The 16,924-nt window shown below is 44.6% G+C and carries 8 protein-coding genes; 2 read left to right on the top strand and 6 right to left on the bottom strand.

Features of this window, described 5'->3' with window-relative positions:
- Positions 1-6: 6 nt before the first annotated feature.
- Together Q0590_RS01765 and Q0590_RS01760 are read left to right on the top strand one after the other, a co-directional pair.
- A complete protein-coding gene (locus Q0590_RS01765) occupies positions 7-1,230 on the top strand; it encodes an aminotransferase class V-fold PLP-dependent enzyme (protein ID WP_302035756.1) in 1,224 nt (407 codons plus the stop codon).
- 115 nt (positions 1,231-1,345) lie between these two features.
- Positions 1,346-2,614, top strand: a complete 1,269-nt coding sequence (locus Q0590_RS01760) for an amidohydrolase/deacetylase family metallohydrolase (RefSeq protein ID WP_302035755.1) — start codon at positions 1,346-1,348, stop codon at positions 2,612-2,614.
- Positions 2,615-2,654: 40 nt separating this feature from the next.
- Here the strand turns inward: Q0590_RS01760 and Q0590_RS01755 are convergent, their stop codons facing one another.
- The 6 genes from Q0590_RS01755 to Q0590_RS01730 all read right to left on the bottom strand — a co-directional run bounded on the left by Q0590_RS01755 (position 2,655) and on the right by Q0590_RS01730 (position 16,881).
- Positions 2,655-6,086 carry a VCBS repeat-containing protein gene (locus Q0590_RS01755; protein WP_302035754.1) on the bottom strand — a complete coding sequence of 1,144 codons (3,432 nt, stop codon included), beginning with the start codon at positions 6,084-6,086 and terminating at the stop codon, positions 2,655-2,657.
- Between the two features lies 1 nt (position 6,087).
- On the bottom strand, positions 6,088-9,219 hold the full coding sequence (locus Q0590_RS01750; RefSeq protein WP_302035753.1) for a DUF5107 domain-containing protein: 3,132 nt from the start codon (positions 9,217-9,219) through the stop codon (positions 6,088-6,090).
- Positions 9,220-9,326: 107 nt separating this feature from the next.
- Positions 9,327-10,868: a SusD/RagB family nutrient-binding outer membrane lipoprotein gene (locus tag Q0590_RS01745; protein WP_302035752.1), complete on the bottom strand. Its 1,542-nt coding sequence runs from the start codon at positions 10,866-10,868 to the stop codon at positions 9,327-9,329.
- Between the two features lie 51 nt (positions 10,869-10,919).
- Entirely contained in the window at positions 10,920-14,033 is a 3,114-nt protein-coding gene (locus Q0590_RS01740) for a SusC/RagA family TonB-linked outer membrane protein (RefSeq protein ID WP_302035751.1), read from the bottom strand.
- Between the two features lie 608 nt (positions 14,034-14,641).
- Entirely contained in the window at positions 14,642-15,496 is an 855-nt protein-coding gene (locus Q0590_RS01735; RefSeq protein WP_302035750.1) for an endonuclease/exonuclease/phosphatase family protein, read from the bottom strand.
- 65 nt (positions 15,497-15,561) lie between these two features.
- Positions 15,562-16,881 (bottom strand): ComEC/Rec2 family competence protein, encoded by a 1,320-nt coding sequence (locus Q0590_RS01730; RefSeq protein WP_302035749.1) that lies wholly within the window; start codon positions 16,879-16,881, stop codon positions 15,562-15,564.
- Positions 16,882-16,924 lie beyond the last annotated feature (43 nt).

Below are 16,924 nucleotides of genomic sequence, written 5' to 3'. Positions count from 1 at the left end.
ACCCTAATGCTTAATAGAAGAAATTTAATCAAACGCTTGTCTGCCATACCAGTCTTGGGCGGACTTGTCGGAAGCAGTATTCCCTTTCTGCCTGCACAGGCTGCTCCTAAAGAGCCCAAACGGGATCTGTTTAAAGAACTAGGTGTACGTACCTTTATTAACGCGGCAGGTACGCTTACTTTCATGACGGGCTCCCTGATGCAAGATGAAGTACTGGATACCATTGTTTCTACCTCCAAGGAATTTTGTTTGCTCGATGAGGTGCAAGACAAAGTAGGCGAACGGATTGCCAAAATGGTTCATTCAGAATCAGCTGTAGTTACATCCGGTGCCTTCTCCGCTTTGACATTAGGCCTGGCAGGTGTACTAACCGGTACCGATCAGAAAAAAGTAGAGCAACTGCCGCATCTGGAATACACTGGTATGAAATCCGAAGTAATCATTCAGAAAGGGCACGATATTGTGTATAAACAAGCCTTGACCAATACTGGGTGTAAAGTGGTGTTTGTAGAAACGGTAGAAGAGGTAGAAAAAGCCATTAACGAACGCACAGCTATGCTGTGGTTTCTACACATCCAGGCAGATAAAGGGAAAATTATGCATGAAGAATGGGTAGCCCTGGGCAAAAAGCACAATATACCTACCATGATTGATATAGCCGCCGATGTGCCCCCGGTAGAAAACCTGTGGAAATTTAATGACATGGGCTTTGACTTAGTGTGTATCTCTGGCGGCAAAGCCATGCGGGGACCCCAAAGCGCCGGATTATTGATGGGCAAAAAAGACCTGATTGCTGCTGCCCGGATGCACATGCCTCCCAGAGGTTTTACGATTGGCCGGGGCATGAAAATTAACAAAGAAGAAATTTTCGGCATGTATGTGGCTCTGGAGAAATTTATTAATCAGGATCATGCGAAAACCTGGAAGCAGTGGGAGGAAGGCATAGCACACATTGACAATTCCATCAAAAAAGTAGAAGGTGTGCAAACTCAAATAACCGTGCCACCTCTGGGCAACCATACACCTACTTTGCAAGTAACCTGGGACAAAAATAAAATCAAGCTTGCTAAAGACGATCTCGTCGCCAACTTGCGCAAGGGCAATCCATCTATTGAACTGGGGGGTGGTGGGCCAGAGTCCTTTAGTGTGACCGTTTGGATGATGAAGCCGGGCCAGGAGAAAATAGTAGCCAAACGTCTGACAGAAGAATTTTCAAAAGCCACTGTCTAACGCTGTATAAAAGCAGAATTACTGAAAAACTTACCTGGTTTGTTAATCCTTTTAACCCTTTACTTTATTGTAGAGGGTTCTTTCTTTACAGCTATTGAATCCCTAACCCGTACGTATGCAAAAAGTATATCTCATTTTTTTATCTCTCGTATTTTTTACGCTAAACTTTGTTCAGGCACAGACCTATAGTATAGTTATTAAAGGTGGACATGTAATTGATCCCAAGAATAACCTTAATGGCGTGATGGATGTAGCCATTCTGGATGGAAAAATTGCCCAGGTTGGCAAAAATATAGACACCAAAGGTGCTGCCCAAGTGGTGAATGCCAAAGGTATGTATGTAACGCCCGGCCTGATTGATATCCATTCTCATAATTTCTTTGGCACAGAACCCAACCATGCCTACAGCAATGGCTTTAATGCCCTTCCCCCGGATGGATTTACGTTCCGTAATGGAGTTACTACCGTGGTAGATTGCGGGGGTGCCGGTTGGCGCAGTTTTCCTACATTCAAACAAAATGTGATTGATAACTCCAAAACACGGGTACTTTCTTTTTTAAATATTGTAGGCGAAGGCATGAGAGGCGGTGCCTATGAGCAGAACACGCAGGATATGGATGCAAAAATGACTGCTCTGGTAGCCAAGCAACATAAAAATTACATAGTAGGTGTAAAAGTGGCTCATTACGAAGGCCCGGAATGGACTCCGGTAGACCGGGCAGTGGAAGCAGGTAATATGGCGAATATTCCTGTAATTATTGATTTTGGGGGAAGCAACCCTCCGTTGTCTATTGAAGAACTATTTATGAAACACCTGCGGCCTGGGGATATTTATACGCATGCTTTCGGGCAGCTGGCTACCAGAGAAGCGATTGTAGACACAGCGTCTAAAAAAGTAAAGCCCTTTGTCTGGGAAGCGCAAAAACGGGGAATCATCTTTGACGTAGGATACGGAGGCATCAGTTTTGCTTTTTCGCAGGCTGTACCAGCCCTTAAAAATGGCTTTTATCCGAATACCATCAGTACCGATATCCACACCGGCAGTATGAATAATGCCATGAAAGATATGCTGACGACTATGTCTAAATTCCTGATAATGGGTATGGAACTGCAGCCTGTTATACAAGCCAGTACCTGGAATTCTGCTAAAGCTATTAAACGCGAAGAGTTAGGCCATTTATCGGTTGGTGCCCTAGCCGACGTGGCAGTACTTACTTTACGTAACGGTAAATTCGGCTATTTCGATTATACTGGCTATAAACTAGAAGGAAACAAGCGCCTGGAATGTGAAATGACTATCAGGGACGGCAAAATTGTATATGATCTCAATGGCATAGCCAGTCCGCTTGTTGTACCACAAAAACCAGCAGCCGCATCCAGATAACTGTATGGATGGTTATTTCTAATTTTTAATTCATAGCCGCTTATTTATTAGCAGATGTGTTAGTGGTTGAAGCTGCCATGTTTTGATTCTTCTTGTTTAGAGCTACCGTACGTACTTTGTCATTGTTAACAGCAAAAAGTACTTTTGTTTGGTTGCCTTGCTCCAAAACAACTATATCCCGGACATCGCCTCTGATATGCAGGCCCGCTTGTGCCTGAGGCAAATAAGTAAAATTGCCTTTGCCGTCTCCCAGAAAAGCGGTTCCGTAACTGGCATCGTATTTCCCGGTAACTACCCTGGTTTTCTCCAGATTTCCGCCAAGTAGTATATCCAGGTGCCCGTCACTGTTTATATCCAGAGATTGTATGGCATACACAGGTGCAAATTGAGCTTGTATGGGCAGCTCTTTAGCAGTGAATAGGCCCTTATTATTTTCAAAATACGTGGTATGAAAGCGGCTAGCGGTTAATTTTTGAGCAACCTGTAATTGCTCTTTCGAAAATACATCTTCCATAGTTGCTTTGGCATAAGCTTCGTAACTCGTAAACCGTTTTTTTATGGCAGGCATCTGACCGCCTAGTTCGTCTCGGCTGAAAGCAGGATAATTCTTGCCCTCTATGTAATAGCTTAGTACAGGATCAATGGTACCATTATTGTCAAAATCGCTGTAGAGTAGTGTAGCAGGTTGTTGCCCGGTTACTTTCATCTGGTTGTTTAATCCCAGATTTCCTGCTACCAAATCCAGATCGCCATCGTTATCGAAATCTTCAGCCAGGATGCGGTTCCACCATCCGGATGAAGCTTGTGGCAAATAGGTGGATGTTTGATTTACGAGTTTTCCATCCTGATTAATAAATAGGGTAATGGGCATCCACTCTCCGACAACCACTAAATCCTGGGTTTTATCTCCATTTACATCCAGCCAGAGAGCATCGGTAACCATGCCTGCATGTTTTAATTGGGGTGCCAGTTTGTCGGTTTGTGTTGTGAACTGTCCGTTGCCATTGTTGACTAGTAAATAGCTTTCGGGTGCTTTTGGATACTGGCCTGGAATAACTCTTCCACCAATAAACAGATCTACATCCCCATCACCATCTACATCTCCAGGCCGTACACAGGAGGCATCTACAAAGAAGGAGGGAAGCAGGTCACTTTTCCGGATAAATTTTCCTTTGCCATCATTCACATATAAACGGGGTTGTAAACTTGGATCATTGGCCGGAAAACAATAGCCCCCGCTTACGACCAGTAGGTCCAGGTCTTTGTCTCCATCTGCATCAAAAAAAGAGGCATCCGTATCTTCAGCGGCCGCATCTTTGGCTAAATCAGCTTGTGGAAGTGCATGAAAAGTGCCATCCGCCTTTTGAAGAAATAGTTTACTTTCCTGTCCCCGGGCACCGCAAACGAACAAATCTTGCCGTCCATCTCCATTTACATCACCTTTGGCTATGTGCGGCCCTTGTGCAGAAAGAGCATTGGGTAGCAATCGTTGAATTTTAAAGTCTACAAAGTTTTCTTCCTGGTGTGTAAAATCTACTAGAGTATTTAGTTGTGTAAACAGCAGAGAAGTAGTTGCCTGTGGAGTTGATGGCAGAGAGGCTTCTTTTTCTTGTAAAGTAATGGTTTGGTTAGGCTTCAAAGAGGAAATGGTTTGTATTTTTCCACTTGGCCAGGTTACCTGTATTTGTTGCAGGTCAGAGGTTCCCAAACCGAATACCAGTTCGGCAGGTACTGAGGACTGGAATCCTCTGGTAGGCATCATTTCCTGAACCAATGTTTTATCTGAACAAATAAGCTGTACAGTTGCTCCAATTCCTTGTTTGTTTTTTCCCTCTCCTATAAGTTTTACCTTTAAAAAACGGTGGTCTTTTACTTGGTTCTCCAGGTTGTTCTGGTATACAAAAGCAGCTTCATTGGTGTTATTTACTACTAAATCCAGGTCACCATCATTGTCTAGGTCGGCATAGGCGGCTCCGGTGGAAATGCTGGTCTGGTCCAGCCCCCATTTCTCTGTTTGTTTAGCAAAAGTCAGGTCCCCTTTGTTCTCGTAGATATAATTCTTTACAATGGCAGATGGCATTTTGCCAATAATCTGTTGCATGGTCATTTTCTGGCTGCCCTGGCCTTCTTTCATTTTCTCGTCTGCCGCAAAGCTCAGAAAATCCATATTGGTATAATCGCGGGCGTACCCATTGCTGATAAAAAGATCCTGATGGCCATCGTTGTTAAAGTCGGCAAACAAAGGCGCCCAGCTCCAGTCGGTATTCGAAACGCCAGCCAGTTGCCCAATTTCGCTAAACGAAACTCCTTTGACCGGATTTGGTTTTCCAGCAGAATCCGTTAGTTGCATTGGTCCGTTGTTGAGTTGCAGCATGTTGCGCATGTTCTGGTGATAAAAGCCTGACTTTACCAGCATCTGGTATTTATCGTAATTATCTGGCCCAAGCACTTGTTTCTGGCGGAAGTTATCTTCCGGAAGCATATCCAGGGTGAGTACATCCATCCAGCCATCGTTATTTACATCGGCCACATCTACACCCATCGAAAAGAGGGAAGTATGTCCGATGCAGTCTTTTAACCTTTCGCTAAAGGTGCCATTTCCCTGGTTGAGGTACAGGTAGTCTTGTTCGTTGTAATCATTGGAAATATACACATCGGGCCATCCATCTTTATTAAAGTCAGAAATACCAATTCCCAGGCCAAAGCTTAGGACATTGTTTACCAAACCGGCGGCTTCGCTTACATCTGTAAATTTTCCCCCTTCATTTTTCAACAAGCGGCTGGCAAATAGAGGATTTTTCTGATCTTTTAGTTTAGCGCTGATCTGGCTGAATCCGGCGTATTCCTGTACAGAATGGTTCAGCAGCCACATATCCAGATCGCCATCATTATCATAGTCAAAAAAAGCGGCTTGTGTAGAATACCCGGTATCATTCAATCCGTATTGGGCGGCCTGCTCTGTAAACCGCATATTCCCTTGATTGATATAAAGCAAGTTTTCACGTTCTTTGGCTACACTGCTTCCGGAACGGCAAACGTATATATCCAGTAAGCCATCGGCATTTAAGTCGGCCATGGTTACGCCGGTTTTCCATCCAACCATCGCCGCTACACCTGCACTTTCGGTAATGTTTTCAAATTTTAACTCCCCTTTGTTGAGGTATAGTCGGTTGCCCACCATATTGCCTGTGAAATAAATATCTTGCAATCCATCGTTGTTGAGGTCGCCAATGGCTACGCCGCCGCCATTGTAGAAATACCCATACTTGAGCACGTTAAATTCTTCTGACTCAGTTAGCTGATTAATAAAGGCGATGCCAGTCTCACTTGCGGGTAATAAAGAGAATAAGGTGTCTTTCTTTTCTTCCTGTTTACAGGCTGTAAAAAGAAGTATAAAGAGAAGGAAGGTAGAGTAGATAAGTAACCGATACATTTTAATGAATGAAATAACAATAGGTATATAGGTATACATGTTACACCTTTTTCAAACTTTCACAAAAGGCAACTAATAAACGCAGATTTTCATTTGCTGAAATTTCTGCTGGAACCGGCGGATTTTCTCCTTTAAACTGGGCATAACACCACTTGGCTAATGTACTCTCCGGCGATTGTTTCACCCAATCTTCCAGTAAGTTACGGGCTTCTGTTTGCTTCCCCAAGTGTTGAAGAGCAAAAGCAGTAAATAGCTTATTGGGAGCCGCTCCCTCTTTTTTGAAGTTTACGATTTTGTTGTATAAAGCCCTGGCCTTATCCGGTTTGCCTAGCTTCTCATAACTCAGGGCTTCCATATAATCTTCCATGCGTTCGTCTATATCTTCCGGATAAGGTTTTCCGGCTCCCAATGTCTCTTTCCACTCCCGTGACTGGGTTATAAATTTTATTGCCTCAGGGGCTTTGCCACTACGCAACGCCTGGGTAGCCAGCATCAGATTTGCCTCTCTGTACAATGACCGGCCTTCGGTTGCTCCCTCGTAGGGCAGAATGTTGAGTTTATTTAATACGCCTAAACTAGCTTTATAATCTCCGGTTAACAGCAGGGTTTTCGCATACTGGCTACCTAAAATATAGTTCTCGGGAAAGAGTTGATAATACCGTTTGGCATACTGCTGCGCTTTTGTATAGTTTTTTTGCCCCGCATAGAATTGAGAAAGCAGTAAACCAATTCGCCAATTTTTTGGATCCAGTTTTTCCGCTTTCTGGAAATCAGTCAGGGCTTGGTTAGGATTATTCTTGCCAAGAAGTTCAGCTCTGGCTAGGTAGAAAGGGGCAAATTCAGGAGCAGTGCCACAGGCCATCAATAGCTCTTTTGCCCGCAGGGTATCCTGCCGGTTCCAGTGAATCAGACCCAGGTAGTAGTTGGGTTTCCAGCTTTTATCTTGGGACAGCACCCATTTTAGTACGTCGGCTGTTTCGGAGCGGTAGGGAAACGTCATGGCAGGTGACAGACTATTGGCTTTCTTTAGTAACTCATGGGCTGCCTGGTTGCCTGCCTTATGCTGCAAAAATGCTTGCCAGTATACAATTTCCGGGCTACTAGGAGCTAATTCCAATACAGCCAGAGATTCTTTAAACAATCCATGGTGAAAGTACCAGATTGCCAGCTCCATATAGGTTTCATGCGGTAGTTCTGTACGGATGAGGGAAGTAAATAGCTTTTTGTTTTCCTCAGTTTTAGTCAGCCAGTAGCGTTCCAGGCGAGCGAAGTGATTCAATGGAGCTATCTTAGAAATTTCGTCCAGATACTCAGTTGCTTCCTTTGTTTTATTTTCCAGTCGATGCAGCACAGCTAATAGCTGATAGGCTTCCAGATTGTTGTGGGTATACTCCAGACTTTTCCGGGCATATTCAGCCGCCTGGGTATAATTTTTCTCAGTGAAATACAGCTTACTTAGTTGCGTATAGGCTTGTGGCCGGTATTCGGTAGAAAGGGCAGCCAGGTCAAATCCATCTTTGGCATCGGTGGTGTTTTGTAAGGCAGCATTTGCCAGGCCATATATGTAATTGGCTGCCGGGTCGTAGGTATCTAAACGAAGGGCTTGTTTGGCATACGTCAGGGCTTCCTGGTATTGCATATTCCGGTACAGCAACTGTGCGACTTCTACCAGAGCTAGGCCGAAATGTGGTTCTTTTTGCAAACTGGCTTGTAGTTTCTGCATAGCCTGACCAAATTGTTTATGTCTGGCCAGTTCCTTTCCCTGAATGTATAAACCATAGCCAGATTGCCAGTCGAACTCCTTCGGAAAATCCATTGGGCGTTGCAATACATCTGTTTGGGGATTGGCTGCATACACTAATTTATTTCCTCCTAAACTTGACACCAGGTTCCTTTCATTCCCGGTAAAGGCTATGGAATCAGAGAAGAGTTGCAGGGGTTTCAGGGTGAGTACTTTGGTATAAATGACTTTCTGGTTATCTACTATTTTTAGTGTATCGGCAATGGGTTGCAGGGGCGAAAAGTAGACTTTCAACGAATTGTTTTCTTTCTTCAGGTTCAATGCTCCATAGGTATTGGCTTTTACAAAACCTTTGGTCCCTTTTACCGGAAACCAGTATTCTTTCCAGTCTTCACTGGCATAGGGCGTAAAGTCTATATTTTTGAAAGGAGTGAATGAGCTTGCCGGGGCTGCCTGGTTGTATAAACGTCCGGATTGTACTTCTACATATTGCCCATCGGTATCTGTCAAAATTTTGTCCCAGATCATTCCTTCACGGGAAAGGCCCCAGATCCATATTTTTTTCCCGGCTTTGTCGTCGTGGGTAGAGTAGCGGCCCATGCCAAAATCTTCGTCGTGCCAGTAGCCGCCAAAAAAATCGGTGTACTTGCCAAATACATGGTACGATTTGTAGGTGCCAAAATTGTTGTTTTCATAAAAAGACAAATCGCGGCCTTGTTCATCTACAGGCCATTTTTCATACTGCCCTTCATGCCCTAAGTAGTGTGTACCAGGATAAATAAATTGCAGATTTCCGGCGGCTTTTAAACCGGCATTCATCCAGGAGTAGTAGGGTTGTTCAAGCGGGGATGAGTTATACCAGAACGAACGGGTAATAAAATAGGCTTTATCGGGCGCTACGTTAATTTCCTGGCACCAGGTAGTTTGGGTAAGTAAATCCAGGGTGCCAATAAAGCAACTCACACTGCCGTCTTCATTTTTCTTTACTAAATAATCTACTGGCGTAGCTACCGCCGGGGTATGACCAATAATTCCATAGTTGGCTTCCAATCCGCCGGATGTCCAGGGGCCGCGCATGGCTATGTCCCGGAATTTAACTACCTGGTTGTCATAAAAAAACGATTTCCCAGATGCTTTCTCATAGGCTGCCCATATCTTACCCCCAATTTCCGGCAGTATAGTTAGCTTAATGTATTCATTTTCCAGTTCTACTACTTTCCATTCTTTATTTACAGGTTTGTCGGTGTACCCATCAAAGCGGAAGTAGGGATAAATTAGTGTGTTTGGATTAGGAATGGGATTAGGGTCGGAGAAGGGGTAGGTTTTGTAGGCTTTGGTATATTCCCGGAACGAAGCATTCTGGGCAAGCAAGGGGGGGCTATACGTTAAGAGAAGATAATATATTATACTGAAAAGGTAGATTTTACGCATGATGCTGTATAGTAGATTAAAAAATGGAGGCAACGATTGAAACACAAATCGGTGAAGTATGAATATACCCCACCGATTTGTGTTGATTTATCAGATAAAAAGATCCATTAATCTTTATCCCACCACAGTGGCGTACTGGCTTTGTCAGGTCCGCCAAGTAAGGCTTCGGCAGCTGTAACGGCAGGTCCGTTTGTTTGCTTTTCAAGCGTGATAAAAGGTATCCGTTTGATAAACGTTCCGGTTGGCACATCTGCATTATCGGAAGCTACTACCGGATATAATCTGGGGTAATCGCTTCTGCGGAAGTTAGCCCAGGCTTCAAATCCATCCGGATACAGCGCAAGCCATTTCTGCGTATTAATTTGCTCCCGTTGCCTTTCAGGAGTTGCTTCCCATTTCACAGGTATGTCCGACAAAGCAGGCGAATTCTGTTGATCCTGAGGGGCAACAGGTGTAGCTGCACTCGTAATATAGGCGGTAATAGCCGCTTCATCGGTGGTTCCCCATTGAATCATCGAAGTGCGGATACCATCTTCATATAGTTCCTGCGCTGTGCCTCCCATATTCCATCCGTTTAAAGCACCTTCTGACCGGAGAAAATAAGCTTCTGCGGCATGCATTACATCCTGTGGATTGGTATTCTGGTTAGCCACCGTAAACCTGGCAGCTACGTTAGAATTTTGAGCTGGCAAATTTAATGTAAGGCCTTGCTGAGCTGGCAGTAAGCCGTTGCGTAATCCTTCGTACGTACCGGTGGCTTCGGCAGGCTGGAAATAAGCAGAAATCCGGGGATCGCCATACCCTTTCAATACGCTTTCCATAGAAGCACTCATCCGGAACTCATTCCAGTTAGTAATCTGGTTAAACGTATTAATATCATTTCCTTTGCCACTTACTTTTAACATGGCATCGTCTGTTACTTCCATCATAACTCCCCCGGCTACAGCGGCTTCCGCTTCTGTTTTGGCACGGGCCGGATCAACATCGGAAATCCGCATAGCCAGACGCAGGCGGAGCGTATTGGCGAACTTAATCCATTTATTTACATCACCTGCATAGATGGCATCGTATTTCTCAAAAGGTTTTTTATCCTTATTGGCATTTAACACCTCGGTGGCTTCTGCTAACTTCTTGAAGAAGTCGTCATAAATTTTATCCTGCGGATCGTATGCAATTACTTTGGAATCGGTGCCAGCCTGGAAATAGGGAATGGGTCCATAATAATCTGTAACCCGGTGAAACATATATACCCACCAGATTTTCGCCAGTGCATTTTCAGCCGGCAGTTCACCTTCTGTAGCTTCAATAATGGTTTTTAGCTGGGGTACTCCCTGTGTATAAGGCGGATTCCAGTGGCCGGTTAGCCAGTCGAAACGCATGGTGTAGCGGTCTGACTGGAAGTAGCTGGCCGTAAGAGCAAAGTACTGTGCGTACAAGTCGGCAAATAAATTCTGGGAAATCTGGTAGGAGGCAAAAGGCACTGATTCTGCTTTGGCAAACATCATTCCGTATTCGCCTGTACCCAACGCTGTGATTTTGGTTGGATTGGTATTGATTTCCTCAAAGTTATCCGTACAACTGTTAAATAGTGTGCCAATAAGGGTTACACCACTCAATAGTTTAATGCTATATAATTTTATGCTTTTCATTCTTTTATCTAATTGATATGAAAACTTAAGAGTATTTGTGAAACAAAAGAATTAGAAACCAAGGTTGATGTTTACACCCAGCGTACGGGCAGTGGGCAAGGCATTGTATTCCAAGCCCTGTAAGTTGCCAGAACCCAGGTTAGCTTCCGGGTCAAAATCCATTTTGCGTTTGCCAATGCCTGGAATATCAAAGGTAGAACTTCCTCTGTACAGGAAGAACAAGTTACGGCCTACAACAGAAACCCGGGCAGAGCGGATAAAGAAGTTTTCAGGCATGTTGAACGAATACCCTAAGTTGGCTTCCCGTAAACGAACGTTGGTTGCATCGTAGGTATAAATTTCGCCTCTGGAGTAGCGGCCCCCCATGTAATACCAGAAATCTTCAGACCGGATAGGTTTAACATTTGGCTCGCCGGTACCTTCTACAATACCTGGCAATACCCAGCCGCCTTCCCGGAAATTTGTCGTTACTTCTACTGATCCGTTGGAAGTACGCAAGCCATCGCCGCCAGATACCATTACACCACCGAAACGTCCATCTAGTAACACACCTAACGACCAGTTTCCATAAGTAAAGGTATTGTTAAAGCCCAGCATCCAATCTGGGTTAAAGTTTCCAACATATTGGCTTAACCCTCCGGGTGTCAATACAGGTAAGCCATTGGCATTGATTAGTAGTTGTCCGGTTGCCGGGTCTCTGGCCCAGCCTTCTGTATAAATTTCGCCAAAACGTTTGCCTTCTTCTACTACAACATCGCCTACGCGGGAGTCGGAGCTTAAACCTACCCGTTTAATGTCTGGGCTAAGTTCCAGAATTTTGTTGCGGTTAGCAGAGAAGTTCAAATTGGCATTCCAGTTAAATTTAGCCGTACGGATAGGAGAAGTGGTCAGCATAATTTCAATACCCTGATTTTGTACATCTCCCACATTGATGTATTTATTAGAGAAACCAGAGGCCGGAGGTAATGACAAAGTTAATAACTGGTTAATGGTATTGGTATGGTAAAGGGTTAAATCCAGACCAATGCGGTTATCCATGAAACGCCAGTCCATGCCTACCTCAATGGATTTAGTTAATTCTGGCTTCAGATCCGGAATAGCCTGGGTAGCATCGCGGGTAACCCAGCCGCTAAGTCCGCCTTGCGAAACGGTGTACGTCTGTTGCAACAAGTATGGATTAGCATCATTACCCACCTGTGTATATGAACCTCTGAATTTAGCAAATGATATAAATTCAGGCATGGTTATCATGTCAGACAATACATAGGTTAAGCCAACTGCCGGGTAAAAGTAGGAACGGTTGGAAGCCGGCAGCGTAGAAGACCAGTCGTTGCGGGCTGTTAAATCCAAAATCAGGTAGTCGCGGAACGAAAGCTGGGCAGTGGCATATACGCCTTGCAGGTTTCTTTTGAAGTAGCTATACGAAGGGGTTACATTACCAGTGTTGGTGATCGCAAACAAATTAGGCTTTAATAAACCATTGGAATTGCTGTAGTTAAACTCACTTTCCCGGTAGAGCAACTGGCCTCCAATATTGTAGTTAAGTTTAAAGGCTTCGCTTAAGGTATTATTTCCGCTGATCAGCAAGTCTACGTTTTGTTCATCTACATAGTTAGTGCCAAAACCATATTGGCCCCCGGCCTGGTTTATCCAGTAAGAACCCTGGTAATGTTTTTCTTCTAAGCGGTCGTTGTAGCGGTCTACACTTACCCGGAGCTGTGCATTCAGCCAGCTGGTTAAATTGTACCGGGCCAAACCAAAGGCCGTAACCCGTCGTCTGTCTTCAAAATAGGAATTGCGGTTCACAATCCAGTAAGGATTTTGCAAAACCGAAGAGCCTGGTAGCCAGTAATTCTGCACCGGCAGGCCTGTTGCTGGGTCAATCCGCTGATAGTTTTCCATATCCTCTAGGCGGATGTTGCGGGGTACCTGGAATAAACTATTCAGGGGGGCAGCCGTTTCGCCTACAGCCGGTTTGTTGTCAATGCCTTGCTGCATATAAGTTATTTTGCCCTCCACACTTAGTTTGTCTGAAATCTGGCTGTTTAACCGCAGGTTGGCTGTATGGCGCATCATATCGTTGTTAGGTAGCAGACCTTCCACATAGTTGTTGGTGTAGGATAGATACGTCTGTATTTTTTCGCTGCCGCCGCTGATTCCAATTGAATTGTTCAGCGATAACGCATTCCGGAAGAAGTCGCGGATATTATCTGGCTGAGGGGAAAAAGCAGTTTCTTTGCCTGTCCAGTCAGTTACTGTGCGGCCGTCCATTCTTGGTCCCCAGCTTCTTTCTGAGTTAGCTGCATATACACCCCCTAATCCCTGCCCATAGTCATTCTGGAAGTTGGGTAAAAGCATTGGGTTAGACACAGAAATACCAGAATTAACATCAACGGATGTTTGTCCGGATTTGCCTCTTTTGGTCGTGATCAGAATTACGCCATTGGCAGCCCGGCTACCGTACAAGGCGGCCGCCGCAGCTCCCTTCAGTACGTTTATCGATTCAATATCATCCGGATTGATGTTGGCAGCGGCATCACTGGAATTGCTGCCTCCAAAAGAGGATGTAACCTGGCCGCGGGTAGAGTTATCAATGGCTACTCCATCTACCACAAACAGGGCATTGTTGTTTCCGGTGATAGAGCGGTTACCCCGCAATACTACCCGGTTAGCGCCACCCGGCCCGTTAGCTGATTGGGTAATAGTTAAGCCGGCAACTTTACCAGCCAGGGAATTTACAGCACTACCAGTAGCATCCCGTACCTGGGTCAATTGCCTGCCTTCCAGTTGCTGGGTGGCATAGGTAAGGGTTTTGGCCTGCCTCTCAATACCTAGTGCGGTAACTACCACTTCATTCAAACTTTGCACATCCGATTGTAAGCTGATGTTTATAGTCGACCGGTTGTTGATGGGTACTTCCTGCGTAATGAAGCCAATGGCCGAGAAAACTAAGGTGCCGCTTCCATCTACCGACGGAAGCTGAAAGGCTCCGTTCGCATCGGTGGCTGTACCCTGGGTAGTGCCTTTTAACAAAACGTTTACACCGGGTAAGGGCTCATTGTTATCATCCTTTACGGTTCCTGCTACCGTACTGGATTGGGCAAGTATAGGTACTATACTTATGCAATACAGCAGGCATACGAGTAGATAAAACTTCTGCTTCATAATGGGATTTGTTTTAATGAATGTTTGTAAAGTGCAATAATTAGAAGTGAGTTTGCTGACCAAAATAAATTTGCCTGTTTTAGGATTTTATTTTTATTGTAGGCACTAAACTTAGTAATAAACAGAATAGATGGCAAGTAAAATTTAGAAATGCTTACTAAAAAAAATTATACTCATTTAGTGACTATTAAAGATTTATTCAAAACTGTGTAAAATTCATAAATACTATTTGTATAATTTATACTATACATGGAAATAATTGAAATATTTTAATTATGATAAATTATGAAAAATGTTTTAGATGCAAAATGTTTTGGAATAATTTTTCAGCCTACAGCTCACTGATTAGTTAATGAATGAAAGCTGATAAAGCATAGCAATGGAGACAGGTAAATATATGGTGAGACACTTGCCGGGTGTAGACTACCATAAATAGAAGACATCCAAACCTGCTATAGTTAAAAAATTGGCTAGCCACGAACATTCTAGTTAAATTATTCTCTGTTTTCTAAACATAAGAAATTCACTTGAAGGCTACCGGTTTTGGGATGCGTAGTAGACAGGTAAAACTCTAAAGGCTGAAAAAAGGGAAAGAATTTCCAGGTACATTAGTTAGATAGCATAATCTCTGCGACGACCGGCAAATGATCGGAGGCGTATTTTTCAGCAATAACCTGGTGGCTTTCAACCCTGAATTTACCGGCAGGCCGGTAGGCAATAAAATCAATGGCTTTGGTAGGGTTTTCCACCGGAATAGTTGGGGCGCACGGCTGGCAGGTCCGTTTAAAATACGTATCTAGCTGGCGAATTACCTCAGACTCTGGCGGTGCGTTGAAATCTCCGGCAATAATAAAAGGCAATGTTTCAGCCGAAGCAATCTTGCCTATCTCCCTGATTTGCAGTTCCCGGTTAACAGCTGCTTTCTGTGCATCCAGGTGTGTGCTGCCAAAACGTATTTCCTGGCCGTTGGGTAAGGTAACTTTAACCGTAGCCAGAATCCTGGGCTCTCCCTTGGTGTCCTCCTGGGTAGGCAAGCGGTGTACTTTCTGCTCCGAAAGGGGATATTTTGACAAAATGGCTACACCATATTCTCCGCCGCCATAATCAATTGCTTTGCCAAAGTAGTAGTGCATGTTGAGTTTCCGGGCAATTTCTTCTGCCTGGTTAGCTGGGCCTGATCTGTCTGTATGGACATCTACTTCCTGTAGGGCTACCAGATCCGGGTTTTGGGTACGGATGGTAGTTGTAATAGCTTCTATATCAATATAATCAGGTTTTGATGGCGGGTTACTGTGATGAATATTGTAGGCCATTACCCGGATTACCTGGCCAGTTAAGGGATCAGCCGGCTTATTTTGGGCTACACGTTTGGTAGCCGGTAAATTTCGGGGAGAACAGGCGGCCACGAAGAGTGCAATTCCACTGAGTATATATACAAGTAAAGTTTTAGATGTATGTTTCATACGTATAGTACTACAATCAGCCTGCATTCAACCTGCATACTGGTTGAACAAGTGCTAAACTTGTGTTATTTGGTTTTTGTGGTATAGGGACCAAAAACGGCTTTTACTTCGGCTTTCTCGTTTTCGTCATTTAATATAATTACAGAGTAGGTGTTACCTCCGGGCATTACCCGGACCAGAATATGGCCATCCATACTTTTGTAGGCATTTTCCAGCGAAGGGCCAATTACGAGTTTATTAGGTTCCAGCATGTTGGTAGCAAATAAATCCCGCTCATCAGGGTACAAATATCTGGACGTAACCCGCCTGAGTACTTCGTGCCCTGGATGGTCCGAAGACCAGGTTTGTTGTATCCATACTCTGGGGCGCAGGGTTTTTATGTGAAATTCATTATGGGCATCCCGGTTTCCATGGTGGTCCATAACGGCTACATCCACCTCACCTACGGCTTTTGCTACAGGCGTTTCCACATCGGCCCACGTGGGTGCACCCAGGTCGGCAATGCCAGGACAGTCGCCTCCAGTGTAGTAGCGGAAAGGGCCATAATCAATGCGGATAACCAGGCTCAGTTGATTTTCAGAAATTTTGTCTGCAGGCGCTTTCTCTAAATAATTGAAAGTTTCCGTGCCAGTTCCTGTCCAGATAAGGCCATTGGCTTTTACATTCTGTACCTTAAATTCAGGATATTTTCTGGGGTTATGCAGAAGTTTGATCTGGTCGTTGCGGCCGGCTTGTAATTGTGCCGCCTTCATGCCGGATTGCTGCACGTGGTACTTGGTAAAAGCAATATAATTCAGCATGCTTTTGTAGTATTTTTCCAGACCTGGTCTGGCAGCTACCATGGCTTTGTACGCATTCAGATCGGTAGGATACGAATAGTCGGGGTAGCCTCGGTCTAGTAAGGTACCTATGGGAATGGCATCGCCTACGCCAGTAATGCCAGTGAGGGTATAACCGCCTTTGGCAGAAGTTTTGGCACCCGGAAAAATACAGCCATAGTGGTCGTCATGAAAATGCGTAATCAGTGCATAGTCTAATGTAGGTTGCCTCGTCTTAGGGAAGAAATTTTGTATGTAAATAGCCACCCATTCAGAGGGAGTCCGGGAATTGTTAGGATGGAGGGGGGCATTCCTGGCTGAGGTAGTCCGAGGATCTGTAGGGTCCATTTCGCCGGCATCCAGAAGCATAGTCGTGCCATCCGGGAAAATGTAGAAGGCGGCATCGCCACGGCCAGTATTGATGTGGTGTAGATCTAACATTCCTTCCTGCCAGGGAGGCAATGGGCTGCCTATCTGTTGCCCACTGACGGTACCTACACAGAGAAGCAGAATACCAATAAGTGTATATTTTATAACTAAAGCAGGGTGGATAGTTAATCTATACATACGTTCTTACCAAAAACTATGGGAGAGGCTTTAAAAAAACATT

Source organism: Rhodocytophaga aerolata, from assembly GCF_030503435.1.
Classification (GTDB): Bacteria; Bacteroidota; Bacteroidia; order Cytophagales; family 172606-1; genus Rhodocytophaga; species Rhodocytophaga aerolata.
This window is presented reverse-complemented; position numbering and strand designations above follow the sequence as displayed.

Excerpts from the sequence above, each read along its gene's own strand:
- Q0590_RS01735 (WP_302035750.1), bottom strand. The coding sequence starts at position 15,496 with ATGAAACATACATCTAAAACTTTACTTGTATATATACTCAGTGGAATT.
- Q0590_RS01755 (WP_302035754.1), bottom strand. The coding sequence starts at position 6,086 with ATGTATACCTATATACCTATTGTTATTTCATTCATTAAAATGTATCGG.
- Q0590_RS01730 (WP_302035749.1), bottom strand. The coding sequence starts at position 16,881 with ATGTATAGATTAACTATCCACCCTGCTTTAGTTATAAAATATACACTT.
- Q0590_RS01765 (WP_302035756.1), top strand. The coding sequence starts at position 7 with ATGCTTAATAGAAGAAATTTAATCAAACGCTTGTCTGCCATACCAGTC.
- Q0590_RS01750 (WP_302035753.1), bottom strand. The coding sequence starts at position 9,219 with ATGCGTAAAATCTACCTTTTCAGTATAATATATTATCTTCTCTTAACG.
- Q0590_RS01745 (WP_302035752.1), bottom strand. The coding sequence starts at position 10,868 with ATGAAAAGCATAAAATTATATAGCATTAAACTATTGAGTGGTGTAACC.
- Q0590_RS01760 (WP_302035755.1), top strand. The coding sequence starts at position 1,346 with ATGCAAAAAGTATATCTCATTTTTTTATCTCTCGTATTTTTTACGCTA.
- Q0590_RS01740 (WP_302035751.1), bottom strand. The coding sequence starts at position 14,033 with ATGAAGCAGAAGTTTTATCTACTCGTATGCCTGCTGTATTGCATAAGT.